Annotated in this window: 26 protein-coding genes and 2 pseudogenes; 17 read left to right on the top strand and 11 right to left on the bottom strand. The window is 60.4% G+C overall.

Annotation, left to right across the window (positions count from 1 at the left end):
* Nucleotides 1-1998: Ig-like domain-containing protein (locus tag AC1DU9_RS25080; RefSeq protein WP_477810939.1), on the top strand; the 1998-nt coding region annotated here is incomplete at its 5' end.
* Between the two features lie 218 nt (nt 1999-2216).
* Here the strand turns inward: AC1DU9_RS25080 and AC1DU9_RS25075 are convergent.
* The 3 genes from AC1DU9_RS25075 to AC1DU9_RS25065 all read right to left on the bottom strand — a co-directional run bounded on the left by AC1DU9_RS25075 (nt 2217) and on the right by AC1DU9_RS25065 (nt 5154).
* Nucleotides 2217-2801, bottom strand: coding sequence for a YceI family protein (locus tag AC1DU9_RS25075; RefSeq protein ID WP_223463996.1), 585 nt, complete (start codon nt 2799-2801; stop codon nt 2217-2219).
* Between the two features lie 130 nt (nt 2802-2931).
* Entirely contained in the window at nt 2932-3600 is a 669-nt protein-coding gene (locus AC1DU9_RS25070) for a phosphoribosyltransferase (RefSeq protein ID WP_477810938.1), read from the bottom strand.
* A 195-nt stretch (nt 3601-3795) separates the two neighbouring features.
* Nucleotides 3796-5154, bottom strand: coding sequence for an MATE family efflux transporter (locus tag AC1DU9_RS25065; RefSeq protein WP_457266307.1), 1359 nt, complete (start codon nt 5152-5154; stop codon nt 3796-3798).
* A gap of 297 nt (nt 5155-5451) precedes the next feature.
* On the opposite strand from AC1DU9_RS25065, the gene AC1DU9_RS25060 reads away from it, so the two are divergent.
* Nucleotides 5452-5724 (top strand): hypothetical protein, encoded by a 273-nt coding sequence (locus AC1DU9_RS25060; RefSeq protein WP_056725158.1) that lies wholly within the window; start codon nt 5452-5454, stop codon nt 5722-5724.
* Between the two features lie 256 nt (nt 5725-5980).
* Here AC1DU9_RS25060 and AC1DU9_RS25055 read toward each other — a convergent pair whose 3' ends face one another.
* The 4 genes from AC1DU9_RS25055 to AC1DU9_RS25040 all read right to left on the bottom strand — a co-directional run bounded on the left by AC1DU9_RS25055 (nt 5981) and on the right by AC1DU9_RS25040 (nt 8757).
* A complete protein-coding gene (locus AC1DU9_RS25055; protein WP_223463662.1) occupies nt 5981-6253 on the bottom strand; it encodes a hypothetical protein in 273 nt (90 codons plus the stop codon).
* Nucleotides 6250-8025: an S-type pyocin domain-containing protein gene (locus tag AC1DU9_RS25050; protein WP_477810937.1), complete on the bottom strand. Its 1776-nt coding sequence runs from the start codon at nt 8023-8025 to the stop codon at nt 6250-6252. Before AC1DU9_RS25050 ends, AC1DU9_RS25055 begins: the two co-directional genes overlap by 4 nt.
* 296 nt (nt 8026-8321) lie before the next feature.
* Nucleotides 8322-8507, bottom strand: coding sequence for a hypothetical protein (locus AC1DU9_RS25045; RefSeq protein ID WP_223463660.1), 186 nt, complete (start codon nt 8505-8507; stop codon nt 8322-8324).
* 55 nt (nt 8508-8562) lie between these two features.
* Entirely contained in the window at nt 8563-8757 is a 195-nt protein-coding gene (locus AC1DU9_RS25040; protein ID WP_008000757.1) for a hypothetical protein, read from the bottom strand.
* 274 nt (nt 8758-9031) lie between these two features.
* On the opposite strand from AC1DU9_RS25040, the gene AC1DU9_RS25035 reads away from it, so the two are divergent.
* The 5 genes and pseudogenes from AC1DU9_RS25035 to AC1DU9_RS25015 all read left to right on the top strand — a co-directional run.
* Nucleotides 9032-9166 (top strand): hypothetical protein, encoded by a 135-nt coding sequence (locus AC1DU9_RS25035; RefSeq protein ID WP_256355847.1) that lies wholly within the window; start codon nt 9032-9034, stop codon nt 9164-9166.
* A gap of 30 nt (nt 9167-9196) precedes the next feature.
* Nucleotides 9197-9412 (top strand): annotated as a pseudogene (locus AC1DU9_RS25030) (methyl-accepting chemotaxis protein); the annotation flags it as partial.
* Between the two features lie 97 nt (nt 9413-9509).
* On the top strand, nt 9510-9914 hold the full coding sequence (locus tag AC1DU9_RS25025; RefSeq protein WP_477810936.1) for an antitoxin Xre-like helix-turn-helix domain-containing protein: 405 nt from the start codon (nt 9510-9512) through the stop codon (nt 9912-9914).
* A complete protein-coding gene (locus AC1DU9_RS25020; RefSeq protein WP_477810935.1) occupies nt 9908-10600 on the top strand; it encodes an RES family NAD+ phosphorylase in 693 nt (230 codons plus the stop codon). The genes AC1DU9_RS25025 and AC1DU9_RS25020 overlap by 7 nt, the downstream gene beginning before the upstream one ends.
* A 253-nt stretch (nt 10601-10853) precedes the next feature.
* A pseudogene (locus AC1DU9_RS25015) lies at nt 10854-11090 on the top strand (phage infection protein); the annotation flags it as partial.
* Nucleotides 11091-11168: 78 nt separating this feature from the next.
* Here the strand turns inward: AC1DU9_RS25015 and AC1DU9_RS25010 are convergent.
* The 4 genes from AC1DU9_RS25010 to AC1DU9_RS24995 form a co-directional block, all read right to left on the bottom strand.
* A complete protein-coding gene (locus tag AC1DU9_RS25010; RefSeq protein ID WP_477810934.1) occupies nt 11169-12761 on the bottom strand; it encodes a DHA2 family efflux MFS transporter permease subunit in 1593 nt (530 codons plus the stop codon).
* Nucleotides 12758-13855 (bottom strand): HlyD family secretion protein, encoded by a 1098-nt coding sequence (locus AC1DU9_RS25005; protein ID WP_223463657.1) that lies wholly within the window; start codon nt 13853-13855, stop codon nt 12758-12760. The genes AC1DU9_RS25010 and AC1DU9_RS25005 overlap by 4 nt, the downstream gene beginning before the upstream one ends.
* Nucleotides 13856-13950: 95 nt before the next feature.
* Entirely contained in the window at nt 13951-14364 is a 414-nt protein-coding gene (locus AC1DU9_RS25000; protein ID WP_477810933.1) for a cupin domain-containing protein, read from the bottom strand.
* 44 nt (nt 14365-14408) lie between these two features.
* Entirely contained in the window at nt 14409-15161 is a 753-nt protein-coding gene (locus AC1DU9_RS24995) for an SDR family oxidoreductase (RefSeq protein ID WP_223463655.1), read from the bottom strand.
* Nucleotides 15162-15423: 262 nt separating this feature from the next.
* Between AC1DU9_RS24995 and AC1DU9_RS24990 the strand changes: the two genes are divergently transcribed.
* From AC1DU9_RS24990 to AC1DU9_RS24945, 10 genes are all read left to right on the top strand, one after another.
* Nucleotides 15424-17016 carry a winged helix-turn-helix domain-containing tetratricopeptide repeat protein gene (locus AC1DU9_RS24990; protein WP_477810932.1) on the top strand — a complete coding sequence of 531 codons (1593 nt, stop codon included), beginning with the start codon at nt 15424-15426 and terminating at the stop codon, nt 17014-17016.
* A 244-nt stretch (nt 17017-17260) separates the two neighbouring features.
* Nucleotides 17261-18634 carry a glutamine synthetase family protein gene (locus AC1DU9_RS24985; protein WP_477810931.1) on the top strand — a complete coding sequence of 458 codons (1374 nt, stop codon included), beginning with the start codon at nt 17261-17263 and terminating at the stop codon, nt 18632-18634.
* Between the two features lie 7 nt (nt 18635-18641).
* Complete coding sequence (locus AC1DU9_RS24980; RefSeq protein WP_223463652.1) at nt 18642-20033, top strand: aldehyde dehydrogenase family protein; 1392 nt, start codon at nt 18642-18644, stop codon at nt 20031-20033.
* A gap of 3 nt (nt 20034-20036) precedes the next feature.
* On the top strand, nt 20037-21197 hold the full coding sequence (locus AC1DU9_RS24975) for an iron-containing alcohol dehydrogenase (RefSeq protein ID WP_223463651.1): 1161 nt from the start codon (nt 20037-20039) through the stop codon (nt 21195-21197).
* Nucleotides 21198-21214: 17 nt separating this feature from the next.
* A complete protein-coding gene (locus AC1DU9_RS24970) occupies nt 21215-21358 on the top strand; it encodes a hypothetical protein (RefSeq protein WP_223463650.1) in 144 nt (47 codons plus the stop codon).
* A gap of 13 nt (nt 21359-21371) precedes the next feature.
* Nucleotides 21372-22925: an amino acid permease gene (locus AC1DU9_RS24965; RefSeq protein ID WP_223463649.1), complete on the top strand. Its 1554-nt coding sequence runs from the start codon at nt 21372-21374 to the stop codon at nt 22923-22925.
* 216 nt (nt 22926-23141) lie between these two features.
* Nucleotides 23142-23432: a DUF7693 family protein gene (locus AC1DU9_RS24960; protein ID WP_223463648.1), complete on the top strand. Its 291-nt coding sequence runs from the start codon at nt 23142-23144 to the stop codon at nt 23430-23432.
* 81 nt (nt 23433-23513) lie between these two features.
* Nucleotides 23514-24086 carry a chorismate mutase gene (locus AC1DU9_RS24955; protein WP_477810930.1) on the top strand — a complete coding sequence of 191 codons (573 nt, stop codon included), beginning with the start codon at nt 23514-23516 and terminating at the stop codon, nt 24084-24086.
* 6 nt (nt 24087-24092) lie between these two features.
* Nucleotides 24093-24224, top strand: coding sequence for a hypothetical protein (locus tag AC1DU9_RS24950; RefSeq protein ID WP_477810929.1), 132 nt, complete (start codon nt 24093-24095; stop codon nt 24222-24224).
* A gap of 46 nt (nt 24225-24270) precedes the next feature.
* Nucleotides 24271-24699 (top strand): nuclear transport factor 2 family protein, encoded by a 429-nt coding sequence (locus tag AC1DU9_RS24945; RefSeq protein WP_477810928.1) that lies wholly within the window; start codon nt 24271-24273, stop codon nt 24697-24699.
* Nucleotides 24700-24833 lie beyond the last annotated feature (134 nt).

Genomic DNA, 24833 nt, shown 5'->3' with positions numbered 1-24833 from the left:
GAAGCCTTCGAAGACGGCGTCAACCTGCGCCTGCCCAGCGGTTCGGCGCTGCCTTGGGGCAACCGCGACTATGACGTCAACCTGGTGGTGGCCGACAAGGCCTGGGACGCCAATGGCCAACTGTGGTTCAACCCGTTCAACACCGATGGCTTCCTCGGCGATCAGGTCCTGGTCAACTGGCAGTACCAGCCGCGCCTGAACGTGCGGGCGCGCAGCTATCGCTTCCGCATCCTCAATGGCTCGGTGTCGCGCTACTTCAGGATCGCGCTGGTGCGTGAAGTCGCCGGCACCGGCGGCGAATTCCCCGGTCCGGCAGGTTCCGGCCTGTCTTATAGCCGCGTGCCGTTCCACTTGATCGCCAACGACGGCAACCTGATGGAACACGCCGTGCCGTTCGACGGCAGCATGGACCTGGAAGGTAACGGCGACCTGCAGAACCACAACGCCATCCTGCCGACCATGGGCATCGCCGAGCGTTACGACATCATCGTCAATTTCTCGAAAAACGGGATCAACACCGGCGACAAGCTGTACTTCGTCAACCTGATGGAGCACCACGACGGCAAGGGGCCGGAGGCTACACTGCTGAGCCTGGCCGACGTGCTGTCCGGGACGTACAAGGCGGTGCTCAAGCTGGGCAGCAAAGGGCTGGAATGGGACGGCGGCGACCCGGGGGTGGGCAAGTTCCTGCAGTTGGTGGTCCAGCCTTATGCCGGCCAGGACGTGAGCATGAACCCCGCCGACTTCGAACCCGCCAAACCGGGCAAACCGGCCGGCAAGACCATGATCCCGCTGACCCTCAACCGCGATGATCCGGCGGTGCAGGCCAAGCTCAAGGTGGCGCGGCATCGCGAGTTCATCTTCGGCCGCTCCGATGGCACCGACGAAGCCCCCTGGACGATCAAGACCGACGGTGGTCAATTCGGCTTCCCCATGGACCCTCGAATCATCAGCGCCGCTCCGCAACTGGCCAACGGCCCGACCCCTGCCGGGTTCTCCGGCGACGGCACCCTGGAAGTGTGGAGAATCAAGAGCGGCGGCAACGGCTGGAACCACCCGGTGCACGTGCACTTTGAAGAGGGGATCATCCTCCACCGCGATGGCAACCCACCGCCCGAATGGGAAAAATGGGCGCGCAAGGACGTCTATCGCATCGGCGAAGGTATCGACAGCTCGGTGGACGTGGAAATGGCGATCCACTTCCGGGAATTCGCCGGGACCTACATGGAGCACTGCCACAACACCCAGCACGAGGACACGTCCATGCTGCTGCGCTGGGATATCGAGCACCCTGGCCAGTTCCAGTTGATGCCAGCGCCCCTGCCCGGCTGGGACGGCGTCACCTACGTCAACTCCTCCGCGCTGCCGACCTTCCGCACTGGCGATACCCGTGCCAATAACGATGGCAATAACCAAAAACCGATCGCCAACCCCGACAGCGCCATCAGCAGCACCGGCCAACCGGTGATCATCAACGTCCTGGCCAACGACACCGACCCGGACGGCAACGTGCCACTTAGAGTAGTGGGGCTGGAGCAACCGAACTCCGGCACAGGCGTGGTCAGCACCGATGGTGTGCGCGTGACCTACACACCACCGGCCACGGTCGCCGCGCCGTTCACCGCGACCTTTATCTATAAAGCCGCCGATGCCAAGGGCGCGGAGTCGGCACCGGCGACGGTGTCCGTGGCGGTCTCGACAGCGGTCGTCGAGAGCCTGATCGTCACCAGCGCTACCGTCACCGCTCGCAGCAACGGCCGCTACTTCTGGGCCCTGTCCGGCACCACCTCGCGTGGCACGGGCAATACCATCACGGCGACTGCCACGGTCACAACCGGTACGGCGAATCTTGGCACCGCCACCCTGACGCCTACGGCGACAGGAGCGCGCTGGAACATAGCGGTGACGACCGTCGGCAGTGTCCCGTCGCCTAGCCCGACGGCGACCATCAAATCATCCCTCGGCAAAACCGTGACGGTGCCAGTAGTAGCGAACTAGAGCGGATTGATCGGCGCCCGGTCCATGCAATGTGGATCGGGCGCTTTTTTTTGCGAATCGTTAGGGGGTACCGCGGTGAGGTTTACTGACTATCGGTTCTATTCGCAAAGCGTCTGATTGACCTCAGCCGTTGTATTTACTGTTACACCGCCATCGCGGGCAAGCCCGCTCCCACATCTATGGTTACCCCCACCCCAGCACTATCAAACCCACTCCAGTCACCGCTGCGGTGCCACCATCCGAAAGCGGATATTGATCTCGTTGGACACCACACTGTCCGCCCACTCGCCCTCGCCGATCTTGAAGTCGTCACGCTTGAGCACCAGTTGGCCCTCAAAGATGCCGATGGCGCTCTCTGATCTCAGTTGCACCGGCACAGTCACCTCCCGAGTGAGCCCCCGCAGGGACAGTTTGCCGGTGATGGTGTAGCGGTTATTGCCCAGAGCCTTGATGGAGGTCGACTCGAAGGTCGCCACCGGATAAGTCGCCGTGTCGAACCATGCCGGTTTTTGCAGCTCGGTGTTGGCGTCGCTGCTGCCGGCGTCGATGCTGTTGAGGTCGATGGTCAGCGTGGCGTGGGCGGCGCCAGGGTTATCGGTGTCGAAGTCGAGATTGGCGTCGAACTTGCCGAAAGTGCCGTAGCTTCGCGAACCCATCTGCTGATAGGTGAAACTCAAGGTGCTGGCCTTGGCGTTCACTTTCTTGTATTCCACGGCTTCAGCGAACGGCGCCAGGCTGAACTGCACCGGGCCGAACACCAACGTACCGGCCAGAACAACGCAACGCGCGGATCGAAGGTTCATGGCACTCTCCGGGAGGGCTCCCGTCTTGAGTTGGCGTGCCGCACACGAGGGGTGGCATCAGATGACTAAAGCAAACAACCGGCGTTTATTCCACCTCGCGCGGTGATTTGCGACCACTTGCAGATGGCCGTCAGCACTCCCCGCGCTGCCACGCCCGCTGCAAGAGCTCGATCACCTCGGCATCCGAGGTCTGGGTAAAATCCATGTACCAATGCCCAATCGACGTGAACCACTCGGGCAGCAGCGGGCAGACCAGTTCATCCACCTCGCTGCGCAGGGCCTGCACTGTCTCGATCGGCGCCACCGGCACCGCCACCACGATGCGCGAAGGCGCCTGCACCCGCAGCGCCTGGATCGCCGCCCGCATTGAAGCGCCGGTGGCCAGGCCGTCGTCGATCAGGATCACCACCTGATCCTTGAGCAGCACCGGCGGCCGCGTACCGCGGTAGACCTGCTCGCGGCGCAGCAGTTCGCGGCTTTCCCGTTCGACCACGGCGTCGAATGCAGCCTTGGCAATCGGATGCACCCGCAGTGCCTCTTCATTACGAATCTGGATACCGCCGCTGGCAATTGCGCCCATGGCGTACTCCGGGTGGGACGGCACGCCGAGCTTGCGCACCAGCATCAGGTCCAGGCGAACCTTCAACGCCGTGGCCACTTCATAAGCCACCGGCACGCCGCCACGTGGCAAGGCCAGAACGATCACATCGGGGCGGTTAGCGTAAGGCAGCAGCGGTTCTACCAGCCGTCGCCCCGCCGCTGGCCGGTCTTGCAGGATGGAATGGGACAAGGGGCTCATGTGAAAACCTCCCCAGGCGATCAGGCCTATCGGTGAATCCTGCTCCCACTGAATGAAGTACCTGATTTTCAGTGTGCACAAGACTACAAACACCACAGTCCCTGTGGGAGCGGGCTTGCCCGCGAAGACGTCAGCACAATCAACATCTACACCACTGAACCACCGCTATCGCGAACAGGCAATCAAAAAAACCGCCTACACCAACCGCTCAATCTTCTGATGCTGCCACACCACTTTGTAATACAGCGTCTGCAACACAAGCATCCCCAGATACGCCACCGGAAACGCCATCCACACCCCTTGCAGCCCGAACTTCGCATCCAGCAGATACGCCGCCGGCAACTGCACACCCACCACGCAGACGATGGAAATCGCCACCGGCACCATCACCGTGCCACTGGCGCGCATGATGCCGCCGATGATCGCCTGGAAGCCGAACACCAACAGGCTCCAGAGCATGATGTGCAACAGGTGCCGGGCCATGGTCCGCGTCGCCTCTTCGGTGAGGAACGACGCCAGCAACCAATGCGACAGCAAGTACCCGAGCACCACCAGACCACCGGTCAGGCACACATTGATCATCAACCCGGTCTTCAAAATCGGCCCCATGCGCTCGATGCGCCCGGCCCCAATCGCCTGCGCCCCGAGAATCGACGCGGTAATCGCAATCGACAGCGCCGGGAACTGCACGTAATTGACGATCTGCGTCACCGCGCCATACGCCGCCGTCGCCTGGGAACCGTGCTGGTTCACCAGCGCCAGAATCACCAGCTCCGACAACGACAACACCACCATCTGCAACCCGGTGGGCAAACCGATACGCAACACCTTGCCGAGAATCGCCATGTCCAGCTTCATCGCCGCAAAGAACTCCCGGTCCGGCGCCAGCGGATGGCCCTTGCCAAGCAACCGCCACGCCAGCAGCCCCATCGCCACCAGGTTACCCACCAGCCCGGCAATCGCCGCACTCTGAATCCCCATCGGCGCAAAACCCAACCACCCGCGAATCAACGCCGGCGTCAGCGCCAACCCGACAATGGTCGACACCACCAGCGCCAACAACGGCGACAAGGTATCGCTCACCCCGCGCAACAACTGCGTGAACAACACAAACACCAACAACGACGGCATGATCCACAACATCACATGGGCATACGCCACCGCATCGTCCAGCACATCCGCCGGCGTCCCCAACCCCACCAACGCCGAACGCGCAAACACACTCCCCACCACCGCCGCCACCAACCCGATCAACACCCCCAACAACAACGTCGCTCCGGCAATCGCCTTCACCAGATGCGTCTCCCGCGCACCCCACGCCTGTCCGATCAACACACCCGCGCCGGCGCCGAGGCCGATCACCAGGGCGATGAAGAAAAACACGATGGGGAACATCCCCGACACCGCCGCCAGGGCTTGAGTGCCGAGCATCTGGCCGATGTAGATGCTGTTGACCGTGCCGGACATGGATTGCAGGAAGTTCGACAGGACCATTGGGGCGAGGAAAAGCAGGTAGGTTTTCCAGAGGGGGCGTTGGGGGGTTGGGGTTTGCATTCGGGAAGGTCCATCTCGACGGCGAGAGCGATGAGTAAGGATAGCGTGGGTGGCTGAAACCAAGGGGCGGTGAACATCTCAGGTCTGTGTTTATATTTCCAGCGACGTGATGGGAAAGGTCTGAGATTTCATCATCACTAGTCCTACACAAAGCTGGGAATGCCTCACCTTCCCGCGCTGATCTCATGCGGCTTATAGTTGGCGCCGTCGCCCAGAATGGCGATTCGGGTTTGGCGACCTGACAACAGAGAATGACCGACTGACGGCCTTGAGCCCAACAAACAGAGATCATTCAAAATGAATCGATACATGCCCCTCACCGGAATCGACCTGGTTCCGGCCTCCTTGCTCATCGACACCCAAGCCCCACTCGACGTCCTGCAAGCCATGGCGGATTACCGCATTCGCACGGTAACGCAGGTGTTGGAAAACATCGCCTACCGATCCGAACTCGGTTGCGACACGGTGGTGTTGGAGGACTTTGCCAAATTGCTGGTCATTCCATTGCGCGATGGTTGTGATTTGATGGATGTGATTGGTCGTCGGTTGCGGGCGCAGGCTGCGGAGTAAAGAAAAACGGGTGCTCTCGCGCCCGTTTTGTTGCTACTCCAGAAAAGGGTTGCCCCTCAGCTTGATTCGAGGCTGCGAAAAACCAATCAGGCGAAGATACTCAATATGCCCGTAACAAAGAGAAGAGCCGCTGCGACAGCGGCTCAACCTGGGAAACCTTCGATGATTTAAACGACTGGACAAGGGAACCGGACGACCACGAAATGATGGCTACTGCCACCGTTCTCTGGCACCTGCGTTCAGGTACTTGGTGCTGTCAGTCAAAGGTATATTTGCCTTCGAGCATGAATGCCGGCTCTCTCCAGTTGGGTCCTCTCACTACTATGCACCCATTATTTTTTATAAAACCGGCATCACACATTTTCTTGACAAGGTTCAATAGCCCTATGTTGTTCTCCACATGCGCCCAGTTAGCCCGATTATAAAGGCCATCAAGCCGAGGAAAGGAGATGCCCAATTCATTTTTGGTAAGAAATAGAATTACCTCTTCAGGCTTCTCGTTTAGTACGATGCTTTTTATGACGCTCATCGTTTTACTCCTCCAATTTGCTTGGACTCTCTGTCCGTTTGTTTGTTGTCTGCCTCTATAGCCTCGGGCGTGTAGAGTAATTCAAAATCATCTTTTAGCTTGTAGTCTTCCAGCGTCGCGGCGTGAGTATTGTTCCAAATAACACCGTCGTCATTCGGGTTTACACCGTCAACCACACCTAATGCTCTGAAACGTTCCAGCTCTCTGAGTTCATGAGTATAGAAGCGTTTGTCAGCATCTGTGATTACCAATTCACCCAGCAGAATTTTTTTCAAGCGAAAAATCATAATGGCATTGGCGTCCGAAGGACCAAAGCGTCCAGTATGTAATTTTACCAGGTCAATACCCGCCTGGGTCACGGTAGCACTTGTCCAATCGAGATCGAGGATTGGGCCTCCGGCTTTGGTGGGATTGAAAAATCGACCGCTGTATTTCCCCCTTGTGGTTGCTCCCTCATAAGGACTATTAAAAACAACGTAGATTGGCGGCAGACCGCTTTCAATCGGAAAGCAGTAAATGCAATCCCTGAAATCAGGCAATTCGACCGCGGGCAAGGTTTCAGGCTGCACAAGCAATGGCGACAGCGTAACTCCAGTGTAAGTCGGTACTTGTGCAGGTCGGGCGGGCGAAGTTGTCGAGCCGTTTCCCAAGTGAATAATTGGAAAACTGAGGATAATGGGCGGTGTATCGTTTGACGTGAAACTGTAGGCGCTGGTCGCTGGATCGAATGCCAATGCTCGCACTGGCACTTTTGCCGAGACACTCCCTCCAGCCGGGGTTGCAACTAGGGTGTATTGGTTAAGGTCGCCAAAAATCCGATAAGGAAGGTCAATGGTTCCTTCGGTAGCGGCGATTTCATTCAGGTTTGACGGCAGCTTCGGCAAAAAAGTGCTACCGGACAGTGTGAGAACTGTTTGAGGAAAGCGTTCGCCGTTTGCAAGAGCAGGTGAATAGAACAAGGCCCCGATCCCAACAGCAGTGGCCCGACTGATAAGTGCGCCCCCCACCCCTGCCAACAATTTAATGCCTCCATGGATCACTGCCCTGAAGGTCAAGCCGTCGGCGACATGGATGGCAATGGCACCCGCCACAGTTCCAGCCTCTGCGCCATTACCAATGGGTAACCTGTAGGTGTAAGCGACTTCGCCCCTTGCCAAGGCGCGATGAATGGCAGCGTCTGCAGTTGCAGAAGCGTCCTCCAGAATGGGGATGGCTTCGACAAGGATTCGTTTAACGTAGGCGGCAGTTAGCGATAATAGGAATTCTTCATAAAGGCTTAGTCGCAATGCCACATCTTCTTCTGCTTCCACATCCGCTGCAAATATCTCGGCACTTCTTTTGCTGTCTAGCGACAATGCGTCTACACCACTATATATTATTGCCTCCTGCCAACTCCTGTGCATTCTGACCCTTTGCAGAAGTTCAACGATGATCGCTTTCTTTTTTAAGGCAGCTTCCAACGCATTGAGCTCCTGCGTGTCAATGGCTGCGACTATGCGTTTTTCTAAATATTCTCGAACATTCGGTGCACCACCCGAAAAACTACTCTTTATCTGATCGTGCACCGAAAGCCCTACCGCCACCAACTTTTGGTATTCGTTGCCGGTGTTTTTGACACCCTCAATACTATGGGGCGTAGTAACCGTCGGGACAGCCCCATCCCAAAACAAAATACTATCGAAGCTTGAAGAAAAAACTTGGACTTCTGTAGCTTCAACCTGTCGAGACCCAGGCGTTATTAAAGATGAATAATGTGTAATTGGTTTTTGCATATAGCACTCCATGCAACAATATCAATTCCATAAAATAGACAGAACAAAAGTTATGCCGCAACAACGTAGCAATTTCAATATTTCAATATTTACTGCATACGTCGCGCACGAAAGATGATGGGCGGCAGTTGCGGGCGCAGGTGGGAGAGTGACTATATTTGGGTGTCGAAGGCGTCTGTGTTCTTCTTTTTGTCTGTCCTGAAACAGGTTTACACCTGTTTCACCCAGGCGCCCGAGGCACCACATCGAGCGTTTTGTATTTCAACGACAGCCCAGGACGGCGGGAGAGCAAAAGACTAGATCAGTCGGACAACAATGGCGATGACAACAAAGATTGCCAGTGCCAGGGCGGCACCGATGCCGAACGGCACCACAGTAGAGCGGATCGCGTTCGGGGCGGGACTACGCATCTCTTCGGCAAAAGCTGCAACGTCGCGGTGCAGTTGTTCAATGCTGGCTTGATTCGTAGGTTGTGTGGACATGCTGCTACTTCCTGTGTGGGTCACGAGTCGTGTCTGCTGTGGCGAGTACGAATGCTCAAAACTTCGCCCAAAGGCTGACAGCGGCGACGATAGCGGTCACCATACCAGCCCCCACCGCGATCGGGTACCAGAAGGTCTCTTGCCTGAGCTTGCGTTCTTCTGCCGTGAGTTTTCGGGTTTCGGCCATGGACCTTCGGATTTCGACTTGCAGTTTATCGAGCTCCAGATTGTCACGGTCGTTTTGTAGCATGGCTCATCCCTTCGGGCTTGCTGTTCAAAAGGTTTTCCCCGAACGGCCGGTGATCCCCCCCTTCTGCCCAGTCAATATTTCCCGTTTTTCACTTTTGGAATAGCGGGTTACTCCTGCCGAAGTTGTAGGCAAAATCCGAGAAGGGAGCCGAAAAAGAAAAGCTGATCGCTCACAACACATCCCCCAAAGTGCCAATTGACCCTGCCCACAGTCGATTAGCTAAACTTCATGAGTAAACCACTTCGCGAATCCCTGAAAACTCAGGAGGCGAACCATGAGCAAACAACCTCAACCCCAAAGCCGCTCCAACCCCCAGCCCAGATCCCGTCCGCTGGTGCCGAACCTGCCGAGCAAAACCGGCAACAAGTCCGGTGGCTTGCGCGGTAACTATCCGCCGAAGAAGTCGTAAGGACCTCGGGTGCACGACAGGCTTTGCAACAGCGATATCTCGCAGATCGATGAGCTCAACGGGCGGATTGTCACCACCCCCCGCGAACAGTCCACGGCGAGTTTCGAGATTGTCGGGCGCTTGCAGTCGGTGCAGAGCATTGCGCAGAACACGGCGGATGATGTGCAGACGCTGGCACTGAGCAGTCGGCGCTTGCCGCCTATTGCGACTCGGCTGGATGCGTTGGGGCGGACGTTTCATCAGTGATGTTCGACGCGGGAAGTTTTCCATTGGTCGAACCGATTTGATCTACAGAATCAACAAACCTATATTTGAGTCCATGGACTCAAGATAGGTATTGATCATGGCCGTCCCCCTGCAACCCCAATCCTTCAGCAAAAACCAATGCGTCACCGGCCTGCGCGCCGCCGTGAGCATTCTGGAAAAGTGGAAAGCCACCAGCGACCAGGCCTGTCGCATCTTGCGTATTTCCCGCAGCACCTACACCCGCGCCCGGCAGCGTGACCCGGATTGGGCGGTGGCGCTGGATGCGGACCAGATGCAGCGCATCAGCTTCGTGCTGAACATTCATTCGACGTTGCGGCTGGTGTTTGACAACCCGGATAACGTGTATGGCTTTGCCTCGATGGCCAACGACAACGAGTTTTTCAACGGGCGCTCGCCGCTGGAGATCATGGCGCAGGGCGACATGATTTCGCTGTATGAAACCTTCCGCCGCATCGACATGCTGCGGGGTGCGCAATGGTGATGGCGAGTGAGCTGACCGCGCTTGCCGGTCAGTCGTTGCAGGCTTATCGCCTGGTCAATTCGAAATTTCCGCCCATTGCGTTGTTTGATGACGTGGCGGACGCGGATGAGTTTGAGCTGTTGTTCGAAATTCAGGCGCTGACCAATCCGCGGTTGAAGAATGAGCTGGGTCAGCTTGAGTTGATTGCGCGCAGCGAGATTCCGTTCGGGATTGCGGGTTGCTCCTACGCGATTGCGCCATTCACCCACGTCAACCCGGCGGGTTCGCGCTTCAGTGACGGCAGTTTTGGCGTGTTGTACCTGGCGGACTCGATGGAAGCGGCACTGGCCGAGGTGCGGCATCATCAGGCTCTGTATTGGTCGAAGGTGCCGAGCCTGAACTATGAGCGTTTTGTGTTTCGGGGGTTGGCGTGTGCCTTTGGCGATGCAGGGATGAAGGATGCCACCGCCCTGCCGCTGACCGATCCGGTTTATGCGCCGGAAGATTACAGCAACGCCCGGCGCCTTGGCCTGGATGTTCGCAAGACAGGTTGCCCTGGACTGCGTTATCACTCGGTGCGGATGCCGGGCAGTCATTGTTGGGCGCTGATGACGCCGCGGCCTGTTTCGTCGATTGTGCAGACGGCGCATTACGAGATGGTCTGGAATGGGCAGATCACCAGCGTGAGTCAGATAAGCGAAGCTTAAACCCCGTTGTCAGGCACATGAAAACCTGTGGGAGCGAGCTTGCTCCGGGCGGCGTTCCGACGATTGCTGTGTGTCAATCGACACATATGTTGAATGTGAGACTGCCATCGCGAGCAAGCTCGCTCCCACATTAGGGGTGTTCGATCCATTGACTGCGTCGATAGTCACCATCATTTCAATGAAGTTCTCTTAAAAAATCCCCGGCGTAACATCTGCTCCATACCCACCCATCAGCACCCCGGAGCACACCATCATGAAACGCCAGACCCTCCTCAGCATCGCTTTCTCGGTTTTCGCAGTTAACGCTTTCGCCGCTACCTCTGCTCAACCTGTAGTCGCTGAAGGCGGCTCGGATCGTCTGATTGAAAGCCGCGTGGCCGAGGGTGGTTCCGATCGCCTGATCGAGAATCGTGTGGCCGAAGGTGGTTCGGATCGCCTGCTGGAAAACCGCGTCGCCGAAGGCGGTTCGGATCGTCTGATCGAAGGCCGCGCTGTCTGAATGCAGTGCTTTACCGCAGGACTCAACGAAAAGCCCGGCCTCACCCGCCGGGCTTTTTCGTGCGGGTCATCAATTCGTCCGTTGTTCATGCACTTTCGCGGATCGCGAGAGGCCAATCTTGATGGCGACCAGAATGGGCGCGGCAAAGACGAACAGCAGGGCCACGGCGAAGAACGCCGTATCGAAAGCAATCACCGTGGCCTGACCTGACAGCGCTTTGCCCAGCAGGCTGGTGGCTGCCCGGCCAGCGGCCACCTGATCCATGCCCTTCCCTGCCAGCATCGCGGTTGTGCTCATCAGCCGTTCGATGACCGCGAGCCCCCCTGGGGTGACGTTGGCGCCGAGGACCACGCCATTGCTGACAACCTGATGGTCGATCAAGGTCTGCAGCCCGGCGACGCCCATCAAGCCACCCAACTGACGCCCCGTATTGAACAGGCCGATGCCGCTGGCCAGGTTGCGGCTGTTGAGGTGACTGAAGGCGATCAGGGTGATCGACAGAAACAGGAAGCCAAGGCCCAGGCCGCGCAACAGGATGGCCGCCATCATGTCGCCGGCGCCGCTTTCGCTGGTGGAGCCGGACAGCATCCACATCGCCGCCATGATCAGCAGGATGCCCAAGGGCACGGTCGCCACCGGCGGCAGGCGGCGGACCTTGATCAACCAGGCAGCGATGAGCAACGAGCCGACAAAAAAACCGCCACTGGGCAACAGGAGCAGGCCTGCATCGGTCGGTGTGAACGCGAGTACCGACAGGGCGAACGCCGGGATCAGGTAGGCGCTGCCGAACAGGGCGGCACCGGCGATGAAACTGACGCAAAAGGCAAAGGTGAAATCGCTTGTTTTGAACAGGCTGAAGTCGAGCAGCCCCTGGCCGTTGGCCAAGACCTGTTGGCCGAGAAAGGCCAGCAGCGCGGCGCCGCCGATCACCGTCAGTATCAGGATCCGCGGCTCCTCGAACCAGTCCCAGCGGCTGCCCTGGCTGAGCACGTAGGTGAAGCAGAACAGCGCGGTACCGATCAGTGCACAGCCGAGCCAGTCAAACGGACGTTGCCGGATCCTGCCGGGCATGGGGTGGTCGGCGATGAGCAAGAGGCCGATCGCCGCCAGGGCCAGCGGCACCACACTGAAGAAAATCCAGGTCCAGGACTGGCTGTCGATCAACCACCCTTGCAGGGCCGGTGCGAGGGTCGCAGACGCGACCACGGCCGCCATGGCGAACAGGGCTTGCAGGATCGGCTGAAGGGCGCGCGGATAACCGCGAAAAATGAGCGCCTGACCCGCCACCAGCAGAGCACCGCCGGCGAAGCCTTGCAGGACGCGCAGTGCGATCAGCAGGTCCAGCCAGGCGGTAACGGCAGCCACGCAGCACGCCAGGCCCATGACCAGAGTGGCGCCGATGATCACGTTGCGCGCGCAAAACCGCTGCATCAGCCAAGGGGCAAGCATGAACCCGATCAGCTTGAACGCGATGTAGCCGACATCCAGCCAGGCGAACTCGTCAGGCGTGGCATAGGTGTCGCCGATGATGTCGCCGCGGCCGAGGGCGAGCACGGTGCTGGCGATCGCTTCCGTCAACGTCGCCAGCACGATTCCCGTAAAGAGCAAGACGCCGTTCCCGGTTCTGATGCTGCTCGGCGTGGCGCTGGCAAGGCTGTTCATGAGCCGGCCCCTTGCACAACTTCCACCCGCGCGGAGAGACCCGGCACGATGCGCCCCGGCAACGGATTGTGGGCCAGGCGAATCTTCACCGGCACGCGCTGCACGACACGCACAAAGTTCCCGGTGGCGTTGTCGGGCGGCAGCAGGCTGAACGCCGAGCCACTGCCCGGTGCAAAGCTGTCAACCACGCCATCGAGTGCCGCATCGGGGTAGCCATCGACCGTGACGCGCACAGGCTGACCGGGGCGGATATGTTCGAGCTGGGTTTCCTTGAAGTTCGCCACGATCCACACATCGTTGACCGGCACGATATCGAGCAGGGAGACGCCCGGCGTTACGAAACGGCCAAGGCGAACCTGACGGTTACCGACCACGCCATCCACCGGTGCGTGCACCACGGTGTGATCGAGATCGATCCGGGCGAGATCGCGCGCGGCCTGTGCTTGCGTCACGGCGGCCACCGCAGCCTCGCGCTCGGCCACAAACACCGCGATGCGTTGCTGTTGCGCCTCGACCGTTGCCGAAGCGGCCGAAACCGAGGCCACGGCTCTGGATTGCGCGGTGCCGGTTTCATCGACCAGGGCCTGGCTGACCGCATTGCTGACGATCAGTTTGCGGCTGCGGTCGTGGGTCTTGGCCGCCAGGCTCATGTCGGCGGTGGCCGAGCGCCTTTGTGCTTCGGCCTGCCTGATCAGCGCATGCTGAAGCTGGATCTGCGCATCGACATGGGTCAGGCGCGCCTGGGCGGCACTGACATTGGCCTCGGCTTGCGCAAGTCTGGCGCGGTAGTCGCGGTCATCGATACGAAACAGTACATCACCGGCACGCACGGTCTGGTTGTCCCGGGCCTCTACCGTCGTGACATAGCCGGCCACCTTGGCGGCGAGCGAGGTGACGTCCCCGCGGACATACGCGTTGTCGGTCGAAGTCACGCCACTGGAAAACGCCAGGGCTCCCCAAACCGCCACGACCATCAAGGCCGCGACACACAGCAACAGGCCGATGGTCTTGCGCTTGCTACGCCGCACCACGACCACAGGCGTTGCGCTACTTGCGTCTGTGGCAATGGCGGCCTTGTCCTGAAGCGAGTTCATTTTTTCATTTCCTGTTCAGTGCCAAGCACCAGGCAGCCACTGGGCGGCATGGCCTGCCGCCCGGCTGTCGAGCCTTCATGAGCGCGTTGACCGGCTCACTTCTTGAGAGGTGTTACGAGTACCTTTTCGTCGGTGTCGAGGACGAACACCGCCAACAGGCGCGCCGGTTGGGTGTCGCTGGCGTTGGCGCTGACCAGGTGCACGGAACCCGGCTCCTCTACGAAGTTTTCGCCGACGTTGTAGACCTTTTCCGGCTGGCCTTTGACCTGGATGCGAAACGAGCCCTCGAGCACCGTTGCATAGATGAAGGCCGTTTTCGGATGAGTGTGGGCCGGCGACGCAGCACCCGGCCCATACTCGACGACCACGCCTCTCATGCTCTTGCCGGGGATGTTGGGAATGGGACGGTCGAACACCACCGTGACCTTGCCGGGGGGCGCCTCGGCGGCCGACGCTGCGCTGATCGAGAGCGCGGCGAAGACAGCGGCCATTAGCAAACGGGTAACCATGGGATTTCTCCTGGATTCGTAGGGAAATGTGAGGGTGCGATCCGTTACTGCCCTGTCGACCGGGCTAGCCAGTCGTCGAAGCGGATCGCCCCCAGGCGTGCGTTCTTGCCGGTGACCAGCGATTGATCGTTGAGCACCGCGCCGAAGTAACGCGCATGCACGTCCGGTACGACCTTGCGGTTGTCCTGGGTCGCTCGCAGAAAGCGTCTGGCCAGCTCATCAATCGGCATGGTTTCCGGGCCGCCGACTTCAACGGTGCCATTAACCGGTGCTGCCAGTACGACATCGGCCAACGCCGCCACTACGTCGTCGGACGCAATCGGCTGGATCAGCGCCGGCGAAGCATGAATCTCATCGCCGACGGCGAACGACTGGACGATGCCGCCGGCAAACTCGGAGAACTGCGTGGCACGCACAATGGTGTAAGGCATGCCGGACGCCTTGATAAGGGCCTCCTGCGCGACTTTGGCCCGGAAATAGCCGGTATCGGGAAGCCGTTCGCTGCCGACAATCGACAGGGCGACGTGATGACGAACCCCGGCAGCGGCTTCGGCGGCCAGCAGGTTACGGCTCGACGTTTCGAAAAAATCGAGAACGGCCTGGTCCTCCCACGATGGCGCGTTCGCCACGTCGACCACCACATCAGCACCATCCATCGCTTCGGCCAGGCCTTCGCGGGTGATGCTGTTCACGCCCGTGCTGGGGCTGGCGGCGAGTGCGTCATGGCCGCGCTCGCGAAGGGTGTTCACAAGTTTCGATCCGATGAGGCCGGAGCCTCCGATGACGACGATCTTCATGGCTTTTCTCCACTTGTCGACTGCAAGGATTGCGTCGGTGTAGAGAAAGATTGCCTGCACGGGTGAGGCAAGTCCTTGCGTCTGGCTTGGGTTTGCCTTGGCGAACGCTTGGATTTATGTCCAAAAAAGAGGCTGTTCGTCCAGCATTCCCTGGCGCGGACGGTGCAGCGGGTGTCGAGCTGCCGTATCATCCTCCCCCAGTTACCAACCGCCAGCAGCCTGGGACACGGAGTTGAGGGCGCTTCGCCAGGGGATGCTCATCTTGTCATTCGCGTTTGAAGATTACGTACTCGATCAGGAGCGTCGGGAGCTGACCTTGCGCGGGCAGGTCGTGGCCGTCGGACCGCAGGTCTTCGACCTGTTGCTGCTGTTCGTCAACAATCCCGATCGGGTCCTCAGCAGGGACGAATTGCTCAAGGCGGTGTGGAGCGGCCGGATCGTTTCCGAATCGACGATCACCAGCCACATCAATGCGGTACGCAAGGCCATCGGCGATACCGGTGAGGAGCAGCGCCTGGTGCGCACCGTCGCCCGCAAGGGCTACCGCTTCGTTGGCCGGATCAATGGCGACATGACCGGGGAGGCGCGACAGCCTGACATCGATGAACGCTCGGCTGCTGCTGCTGCGAAACAAATCCCCTCCTCTACCCTTGCTCTCCCGGACAAACCCTCGATCACCGTCCTGCCCTTTCAGAACCTGAGCGGCGATCCGGAGCAGGAATACTTCGCCGATGGCGTCGTGGAGGACATCATCGCCGCCCTGTCGCGTATTCGCTGGCTGTTCGTCATCGCGCGCAATTCGAGCTTCACCTACAAGGGCCAGGCGGTGGACGCCCAGGGTGTTGGCCAGGAGCTGGGCGTTCGCTACGTGCTCGAAGGCAGCGTGCGCAAGTGCGGGAACAGGCTGCGCATTACCGGGCAACTGATCGACGCGACGAGCGGAGCGCACATCTGGGCGGAACGCTTCGAAGGCCTGCTTGACGATATCTTCGAGCTGCAGGACCAAATCACCGAGAGCGTCGTCGGCGCGATCGCGCCGCAACWGGAGCGGGCAGAAATCGAACGCGCCAAGCGCAAGCCGACGGAAAGCCTGGACGCCTATGACTACTACCTGCGCGGCATGGCAAAACTGCACAGCGGCAGCCGGGAAGCCATCGAGCAGGCGCTACCGATGTTCTACCAGGCCATCGAACTCGATGCGGAATTTGCCTCGGCCTATGGCATGGCCGCCTGGTGCCATTTCTGGCGCAAGCTCAATGGCTGGATGACCGACCGGCCTGCAGAAATCGCCGAGGGCATACGGCTGGCGCGTCTGGCGGTAGCCCTTGGCCGCGATGATGCGGTTGCACTGACGCGCGGCGGACATGCCCTTGCTCATCTCGCTGGCGAAGTCGACGGCGGCATTGCGCTGCTCGACCGGGCGCGCCTGCTCAATCCCAACCTCGCCCCCGCCTGGTTCCTGGGCGGTATCCTGCGGGCGCTGCACGGTGAAACGGACGCTGCCATCGAGCATTTGCAGCATGCCGTTCGCTTGAGTCCGCTGGATCCGGAAATGTTCAGGATGCAGGTCGGGATGGCGCTCGCGCATTTCTTCGCCGGGCACTTCGATACCGCTGCGGACTGGGCGGAAAAGGCCCTGGGCAACCTGCCCAGCCTGCTGGTCGCGGCAGCGCTGGTGGCGGCCAGTCATGCGCTCGGCGGTCAAATGGAAAAAGCGAAGTCGGCGATGCAGCGTCTGCAAAAGCTGGATTCGTCTTTGCGCCTGGGCACCCTCAAGGACTGGCTGCCCATTCAACGGCCCGAGGATTTCGCCCGTTTCATCGATGGACTGCGGCTGGCGGGGTTGCCCGAGTGAAGACGACCAGCCTTACCCTGTAGGAGCGAGCTTGCTCGCGATGGTCGTCAACGATGACGCGGGTTTTCTGATTAAACGCGGTGTCTTCAAGTCCATCGCGAGCAAGCTCGCTCCTACAGGGTAGGCTAAGCTATGAGCAACTCGTTGCTCACGATGCTCGGTTCTGCAGGTTTTGGGTTTTTCTGGAGAGCGTCTGCAACAGCTATCCCAGACTGGCCCAAACCTTTCACGCAGGATTGCCGTGATGACCGAGCCCCTCCTCAGCTTTGATGCACTCAAGCGCGCCGCGGCTGCCGGCGAAATCGATACCGTGCTGGTCTGCATGGTCGACATGCAGGGACGCCTGGTCGGCAAGCGCTTCCAGGTCGAGTTTTTCATCGACAGCGGCCACGAAGAAACCCACTGCTGCAACTACCTGCTGGCCGATGACATCGACATGGAGCCGGTGCCGGGTTATGCCGCGGCCAGTTGGAGCAAGGGTTACGGCGATTTCGTGCTCAAGCCCGACATGTCCACCCTGCGGCGCGTGCCCTGGCTTGAATGCACGGCGCTGGTGCTGTGCGACGTGCTCGATCATCACCATCGCCAGGACTTGCCCCACAGTCCGCGGGCGATTCTGAAAAAGCAGGTCGAGCGCCTGCGCGATCGCGGCTATACCGGCATGTTTGCCTCGGAACTCGAGTTCTATCTGTTCGATGAGAGCTACGAGGCGATCCACCAGCGCAACTATCACAAACCGAAAACCGCCGGCCATTACATCGAGGACTACAACATCCTGCAGACCACCCGCGAAGAGCCGGTGCTGCGGGCGATTCGCAAGCACTTGCAGGCCTCTGGCATTCCCGTGGAAAACTCCAAGGGTGAATGGGGCCCGGGACAGGAAGAGATCAACATCCGCTACGCCGATGCCATGACCATGGCCGACCACCACGTCATCATCAAACACGCCTGCAAAGAGATCGCGCAGTTGCAGGACAAGGCAATCACCTTCATGGCCAAGTGGCGCTACGACGCCGCCGGCTCCAGCAGCCACATCCATAATTCGTTGTGGGACAAGAACGCGAAGAAGCCGCTGTTCTTCGATGCGAAAGCCGAGTTCGGCATGTCGAAACTGATGCGGGCCTGGGTCGCCGGGCAGCTCAAGTACGCCAACGACATCACCTGTTTTCTCGCGCCCTACATCAACTCCTACAAGCGCTTCCAGGCCGGCACCTTTGCGCCGACGCGGGCAGTGTGGAGCCGCGACAATCGCACCGCCGGTTTTCGCCTGTGTGCCGAAGGCAGCAAGGCCATCCGCATCGAATGCCGCATCGGCGGTGCCGATCTCAATCCCTATCTGGCCTTCGCCGCATTGATCGCGGCGGGCCTCGCCGGTATCGACGAGCAGCTCGATCTCGCGCCGCCGTTCGAAGGTGACGCCTACCTCGATGAGCATTTGCCGGAAGTGTCCAAGACCCTGCGCGAGGCGAGCGCCGCTCTCAAGGCCTCAAGCATGTTGCGCGAGGCGTTCGGTGATGAGGTAGTCGACCATTACGTGCATACCGCCGAGTGGGAGCAGAAGGAGTACGACCGGCGAATCACCGACTGGGAATTGCAGCGCGGTTTCGAGCGCTATTGAGATCACCATGAAAGATAAGATCAAGATCATTTCCCCGGTCGATGGCCGGGTCTACGCCGAGCGTCACTGCACCAATATGGTCCAGCTCGATCAAGCGCTGAAAGCGGCAGCCGCCGCCCAGGCGCAATGGCAACGCCGACCACTGAGCGAACGCGCGGCGTTGTGCAGCGCTGCGGTGGACGCGATGCTCGCCATGACCACTGAAATCGTCCCGGAACTGGCTTGGCAAATGGGTCGACCGGTGTGTTTTGGCGCCGGCGAGCTGCGCGGTTTCGAGGAGCGCGCCCGGCATATGATCGCCATTGCGCCGCAAGCGCTGGCCGCTGTCGAGCCCGCGCCCGCAGCGGGCTTTCGCCGCTATATCAAACGCGAACCGCTGGGCACGGTGTTGGTGATCGCTCCGTGGAATTACCCGTACCTGACCGCGGTGAACACGATCATCCCGGCGCTGATGGCAGGCAACAGCGTAATCCTCAAGCACGCGTCGCAAACCCTGCTGGTGGGCGAGCGTTTTGCCGAGGCCTTTCGCCGCGCGAATCTGCCTGAAGGGCTGTTCCAGAACCTGGTGCTCAGTCATCTCTACACCGCTGCCGTCATCGTTTCCGGAGAGGTACAGCAGGTGAACTTCACCGGCTCGGTAGAGGCTGGCAAGGAAGTACAACACGCTACCTTCGCCAGCTTTCTCGGCATGGGCCTGGAGCTCGGTGGTAAAGACCCGGCCTACGTTCGGGCAGATGCCAATCTTGAGCACGCGGTGGAGAATCTGGTCGATGGCAGCTTCTTCAATTCCGGACAAAGCTGCTGCGCCGTGGAGCGCATCTACGTCGATCAGAAAATCTATCCGGCGTTTGTCGAACGCTTCGCCGCCCTGACCCGCCAATACGTGCTGGGCAATCCGCTGGACCCCACCACCACCCTCGGCCCGCTGGTTTCGCCGGCCGCCGCTGACTTTGTTCGCGGGCAGATTGCCGATGCGCTGGCCCAGGGCGCCAAAGCGCTGATCGATCCGCAGGCATTTCCCGCCGACGTACCGGGCAGCGCCTACCTCGCACCGCAAGTCCTGGTCGATGTCACTCATCAAATGTCGGTCATGCGCGACGAAAGCTTTGGCCCGGTGGTCGGCATCATGCCGGTGGCCAGCGATGAAGAAGCCATCGCCTTGATGAACGACAGTGAGTTCGGGCTCAGCGCTTCCATCTGGACCCGGGACCTCGCCGCGGCCGAACGCCTGGGCAACGAGATCGCCACCGGCACGGTGTTCATGAACCGCTGCGATTACCTGGACCCGGCTCTGGCCTGGACCGGCGTGAAGAACAGCGGGCGCGGCGTCACCCTGTCGCCACTGGGCTACGAGCACCTGACCCGGGCCAAATCCTTTCATCTGCGTCACGAGGTGTAGACCATGAACCTGACAGGAAACTGGAACTACCCCACGAGCGTTCGTTTCGGTGTCGGGCGCATCGCCGAACTGGCCGACGTCTGTCGCAGCCAGGGCATCCAGCGCCCCTTGCTGGTGACCGACAGTGGCCTGGCGCGCGCGCCGATCACCACGGCGGCGCTGGACGCGTTGCGCGCCGCCGGTCTTGGCGTGGCGCTGTTCTGTGATCTCAAGCCCAATCCGGTGGAAGCCAACCTGGCCGGAGGGCTCGACGCCTGGCGTGCCGGCCAGCACGATGGCGTGATCGCGTTCGGCGGCGGCAGTGGCCTGGACATGGGCAAGCTCATTGCCTTCATGAGCGGCCAGACCCGCCCGGTCTGGGATTTCGAAGACATCGGCGACTACTGGACCCGCGCCGACGACAGCCGCATCGCCCCGGTCATTGCCGTGCCGACCACGGCGGGAACCGGTTCCGAAGTCGGTCGTGCGGCGGTGATCATCGACGAGCGTACCCACACCAAACGCATCATCTTCCACCCGAAAATGATGCCGCGCGTGGTGATCAGCGACCCGGCCCTCACGGTCGGCATGCCGGCGAAAATAACCGCCGGCACCGGCATGGACGCGTTATCCCATTGCCTGGAAGCGTACTGCGCCCCCGGTTTTCACCCGTTGGCCGATGGCATTGCCGTGGAAGGCATGCGCCTGGTGGCCAACTCTCTGGTGAAGGCGGTACACATGCCGTCGGACCTCGAGGCGCGCGCGCAAATGCTCGCGGCGGCGGCGATGGGCGCCACTGCATTCCAGAAAGGCCTGGGCGGGATGCACGCGCTCTCGCATCCGGTGGGCGCGCTGTACGACACCCATCACGGCATGACCAATGCCACCTTCATGCCCTATGTCCTGCAGTTCAATCGTACGGCCATCGAGGAGCGCATCACCCGCCTGGCGGCGTACCTGCGCCTGCCCTCACCCGGCTTCGACAGTTTCATGGCCTTCGTCCTCAAGCTACGCAAGGACATCGGCGTGCCCCATACCCTGGTTGAACTGGGCGTGGATGACCGGCAAGCCGACCTGATCGCGGACATGGCGATAGTCGACCCCTCCGCTGGCGGCAACCCGTTGCCATTGACCCGGGACGGTGTGGCAAGGATTTTCGACGCGGCATTTCACGGCCGTCTGTAGGAGCGAGCCTGCTCGCGATGAACGTCAACGATGACGCGGGGAGCCTGACACCCCGCGTCATCCTCAAGTCCATCGTCGGAACGCCGCCCGGAGCAGGCTCGCTCCTACAGAAAACCAAGGTCGAGCCTACGGCGGCTCAGTTCGGCCTGTCCAAAACCTGAAGGGGCACACATCATGAACCCAGCAAGCCAGCCGGGCACCGAAGCGCAAGACAATGACGTCAAGGTGCTGCACAGCATGGGCTATGCCCAGCAACTCTCACGACGAATGGGGGTTTTCTCCAACTTTGCGATTTCCTTTTCGATCATCTGCATCCTCTCGGGTGGCATCAACTCGTTGGCCCAGGGCACCTCGGGCGCGGGGGGCATCTCCATCGGCATCGGCTGGCCGATCGGCTGCCTGATCTCCGGGGTATTCGCCATGGCCATGGCGCAGATTTCCTCGGCCTACCCCACCGCTGGCGGGCTGTACCACTGGGGCTCGATTCTCGGTAACCGCTTCACTGGCTGGCTGACCGCGTGGTTCAACCTGCTGGGGCTGGTCACGGTTCTGGGCGCAATCAACGTCGGTACCTATTACTTCTTTTTCGGCGCCTTCGGACCGGCTCTGGGCATGGAGGACACGACCACGGTCCGGGTGATTTTCCTGGCGATCCTCACCGGCCTGCAGGCCTTGTGCAACCACTTGGGCATCGGCCTGACGGCAAAGCTCACCGACTTCTCCGGCTACCTGATCTTCGCCACGGCGCTGGCCCTGACCATCGTCTGCCTGATGTCGGCGCCCAGCTACGAATTCGCGCGGTTGTGGACCTTCAACAACTATTCCGGCGAGGTGGGCGGCAGCGTCTGGCCGCAGGTCTCCAACGGCTGGATTTTCATGCTCGGCCTGCTGTTGCCGATCTACACCATCACCGGCTACGACGCCTCTGCGCATACCTCCGAGGAAACCCGCAACGCGGCCATGTCGGTGCCGCGCGGCATGGTCATGTCGGTGGTCTGGTCGTTGCTGTTCGGCTGGCTGATGCTCAGCGCGTTCGTGCTGATGCTGCCGAGCATGGACGAGGCGGCCAAGCAAGGCTGGAACGTGTTTTTCTGGGCGATGAACACCCAGGTCAACCCGACATTGAAGCTTGCGCTTTACGTGGCGATTTTCATCTCGCAGGTGCTCTGCGGGCTGGCCACGGTCACCTCGGTTTCGCGCATGATCTTCGCCTTCTCCCGGGACGGCGGCCTGCCCTGCTCCAAAGCCCTGGCCTCGGTCTCATCGACCCATCGCAGCCCGGTCGCGGCGATCTGGACCGGTGCCACCCTCGCGGTGTTGTTCGACTGGGGATCGTCGGTGATCTCCGTCGGGGCAACGCCGGTCTATACGATCGTGGTGTCCTGCACGGTGATCTTCCTGTTCTTCTCCTTCGCCATTCCCATCGTGCTCGGCCTGTTTACCTTTGGGACTGCGAAGTGGCCGACCATGGGGCCGTGGAACATGGGCCGTTTCTGGTACTCGGTGTTCGCAATTCTCTCGATCCTGTCGATGATCATCATTTTCGTCATCGGCATCCAGCCACCGAACGATTGGGCGCTGTACATCACCATCGGCTTCCTGGTGCTGACCGCCATCGTCTGGTTCGGTTTTGAAGCGCGGCGGTTCCAGGGGCCGCCGGTGGGCGACATGATCGTCAAGCGCCAGGCTGAAATTGCTGCGGCGGAAGCGGCGTTGGACCGCAAATAGCGCGAGCAATGAGTAACCTGTGGGAGCGAGCTTGCTCGCGATGGCGGACTGTCAGGCACCCCTTGTGTGACTGTCCAACCGTCATCGCGAGCAAGCTCGCTCCCACAAGGTTTGTGGTGTTCCAACGATTGACTGACTGGAATTAGCCGCATCTGCCGGGCTTTTTTGTATGGCAATGATTTATCCTGTGCCTGCGACTTCACCCCGGAGACACCTGTGCCCGCCCTCACCGCCCGCGAGGTTTATCAGCAATTGCGTGATGCCGCCCAGGGCATTCGCACAGTCCAGCGTCTTGATGATCAATACGCGTCGCGCCCTGTGGAAGTCGACATCGACGGCTGGCGCCTGACCCTCGAAGTCGACGCCGGTCACTTGCGCCACTGCCTGCACGGCCAAAGCCCCGATGGCCGCGAGTATGCGTTCGACAGCGGGCAGCGCTTCGGTACCGACCCGGTGAGTTTGCTCAGCACCTGGGAGCTGGCGCAGATTGAGCGGCTGCTGGCCTGAATCCTTCGCAACCTGTCGTTCCCTGGCCGCACTTGTGATACACAACCCGGAGTGATTTTCGCGTCCAAGGAGGTTCTGCCCATGCCCCGTTCCCCACGCCTGCCGTACTGGCTGGCCTGCACCCTGCTCGGCTTGTTCGCTGGCTGTGTGCAAGCAGACACGCCGCCCCCCGCACCTGATGCCTTGCAACCCTTGCTGGCGACGATGAATGAGCGGTTGTACATCAGTGAGCAGGTGGCGCTGACCAAGTGGGACAGCGGCAAACCGGTCCAGGACAACGCCCGGGAAGCGCAAGTCATCGCCAACGCGCGCGCGCAAGCCACCCAGCGCAAGCTCGACCCCGACGATGTCGCCGACCTGATCGCCGCCCAGATCGAAGCCAGCAAACTGGTGCAATACGGCCGGCTCGCGCAATGGCAAGCGGCGCACAAAGCACCGGACACGCCACGGCCGGACCTCATTAACGACATCCGGCCCAAGCTCGACAAGCTGCAAAATCTGCTGCTCCAGCAGTACGCCGATTTCCTGCCCTACCGCAAAGACCCGAACTGCCCGCAATGGCTGGCCACCGAACGCTCCGCACTGATCAAGGATTACCTGCATGACCAGGCGATGATTCGTGCGACCGGGGAGCTGTGTATTGTTGGGCGATAACGTCAAATGAGCCAGGTTGAAACCCTCGCTAAAATCCTCCTCGGCCCGCTGTTGCTGGTGCAGGGCCTGTACACGCGGCGGATGACGCCCGAGCCGGGCTTGATGGCCAGCAATGGGCCGACGATGCCGCCAGGGTGATCGACCAACGCTTTCGCACCACAACAATAAAAAACAGGAGTTGAAGATGTCCGAGCTGAACCTGAACCCCAATGTCGCAGCGTCCCTGAAGCAGTGGCATGCGATGATCGGCAACCGCGACTTGAGCGGCTTGCCTGAATTGCTCGATCCGCAGGCGGTGTTCCGTTCGCCAATGGCACACACGCCGTATCCCGGGGCGCCAGTGGTGTCGATGATCCTCAACACGGTCATGAACGTGTTCGAGGACTTTGCCTATCACCGCGAACTGGCGACGGCGGACGGCTTGAACGTGATTCTCGAGTTCGGCGCCAAAGTCGGCGAGAAAGAGCTCAAGGGCATCGACATGATCCGCTTCAACGAACAGGGCAGGATTGTCGAGTTTGAAGTGATGGTGCGGCCGCTCAGTGGCTTGCAGGCGCTGGGTGAGGAAATGGGGCGGCGCCTCGGTGCTTATCTGAAAGCCAGCAAGGCCTGACTTCCTGATTCACCCAAAATCCCTGTAGGAGCGAGCCTGCTCGCGATGGCGGCGGAGTGTCAGTCAATATGTTGTTCACTGACCCACCGCCATCGCGAGCAGGCTCGCTCCCACAGGTTTTGTGTAAAGCCTGG

Source organism: Pseudomonas sp. P4_C1 (genome assembly GCF_056402155.1).
Note: the sequence above shows the minus strand (reverse complement) of the source record. Positions and strands in the feature narration are given on the sequence as shown.

What these genes read in the sequence shown, in the direction of transcription:
- AC1DU9_RS25075 (WP_223463996.1), bottom strand. Translation starts at nt 2,801, where the DNA reads ATGAACCTTCGATCCGCGCGTTGCGTTGTTCTGGCCGGTACGTTGGTG.
- AC1DU9_RS25070 (WP_477810938.1), bottom strand. Translation starts at nt 3,600, where the DNA reads ATGAGCCCCTTGTCCCATTCCATCCTGCAAGACCGGCCAGCGGCGGGG.
- AC1DU9_RS25065 (WP_457266307.1), bottom strand. Translation starts at nt 5,154, where the DNA reads ATGCAAACCCCAACCCCCCAACGCCCCCTCTGGAAAACCTACCTGCTT.
- AC1DU9_RS25060 (WP_056725158.1), top strand. Translation starts at nt 5,452, where the DNA reads ATGAATCGATACATGCCCCTCACCGGAATCGACCTGGTTCCGGCCTCC.
- AC1DU9_RS25055 (WP_223463662.1), bottom strand. Translation starts at nt 6,253, where the DNA reads ATGAGCGTCATAAAAAGCATCGTACTAAACGAGAAGCCTGAAGAGGTA.
- AC1DU9_RS25050 (WP_477810937.1), bottom strand. Translation starts at nt 8,025, where the DNA reads ATGCAAAAACCAATTACACATTATTCATCTTTAATAACGCCTGGGTCT.
- AC1DU9_RS25045 (WP_223463660.1), bottom strand. Translation starts at nt 8,507, where the DNA reads ATGTCCACACAACCTACGAATCAAGCCAGCATTGAACAACTGCACCGC.
- AC1DU9_RS25040 (WP_008000757.1), bottom strand. Translation starts at nt 8,757, where the DNA reads ATGCTACAAAACGACCGTGACAATCTGGAGCTCGATAAACTGCAAGTC.
- AC1DU9_RS25035 (WP_256355847.1), top strand. Translation starts at nt 9,032, where the DNA reads ATGAGCAAACAACCTCAACCCCAAAGCCGCTCCAACCCCCAGCCCAGA.
- AC1DU9_RS25025 (WP_477810936.1), top strand. Translation starts at nt 9,510, where the DNA reads ATGGCCGTCCCCCTGCAACCCCAATCCTTCAGCAAAAACCAATGCGTC.
- AC1DU9_RS25020 (WP_477810935.1), top strand. Translation starts at nt 9,908, where the DNA reads ATGGTGATGGCGAGTGAGCTGACCGCGCTTGCCGGTCAGTCGTTGCAG.
- AC1DU9_RS25010 (WP_477810934.1), bottom strand. Translation starts at nt 12,761, where the DNA reads ATGAACAGCCTTGCCAGCGCCACGCCGAGCAGCATCAGAACCGGGAAC.
- AC1DU9_RS25005 (WP_223463657.1), bottom strand. Translation starts at nt 13,855, where the DNA reads ATGAACTCGCTTCAGGACAAGGCCGCCATTGCCACAGACGCAAGTAGC.
- AC1DU9_RS25000 (WP_477810933.1), bottom strand. Translation starts at nt 14,364, where the DNA reads ATGGTTACCCGTTTGCTAATGGCCGCTGTCTTCGCCGCGCTCTCGATC.
- AC1DU9_RS24995 (WP_223463655.1), bottom strand. Translation starts at nt 15,161, where the DNA reads ATGAAGATCGTCGTCATCGGAGGCTCCGGCCTCATCGGATCGAAACTT.
- AC1DU9_RS24985 (WP_477810931.1), top strand. Translation starts at nt 17,261, where the DNA reads ATGACCGAGCCCCTCCTCAGCTTTGATGCACTCAAGCGCGCCGCGGCT.
- AC1DU9_RS24980 (WP_223463652.1), top strand. Translation starts at nt 18,642, where the DNA reads ATGAAAGATAAGATCAAGATCATTTCCCCGGTCGATGGCCGGGTCTAC.
- AC1DU9_RS24975 (WP_223463651.1), top strand. Translation starts at nt 20,037, where the DNA reads ATGAACCTGACAGGAAACTGGAACTACCCCACGAGCGTTCGTTTCGGT.
- AC1DU9_RS24970 (WP_223463650.1), top strand. Translation starts at nt 21,215, where the DNA reads ATGAACGTCAACGATGACGCGGGGAGCCTGACACCCCGCGTCATCCTC.
- AC1DU9_RS24965 (WP_223463649.1), top strand. Translation starts at nt 21,372, where the DNA reads ATGAACCCAGCAAGCCAGCCGGGCACCGAAGCGCAAGACAATGACGTC.
- AC1DU9_RS24955 (WP_477810930.1), top strand. Translation starts at nt 23,514, where the DNA reads ATGCCCCGTTCCCCACGCCTGCCGTACTGGCTGGCCTGCACCCTGCTC.
- AC1DU9_RS24950 (WP_477810929.1), top strand. Translation starts at nt 24,093, where the DNA reads ATGAGCCAGGTTGAAACCCTCGCTAAAATCCTCCTCGGCCCGCTGTTG.
- AC1DU9_RS24945 (WP_477810928.1), top strand. Translation starts at nt 24,271, where the DNA reads ATGTCCGAGCTGAACCTGAACCCCAATGTCGCAGCGTCCCTGAAGCAG.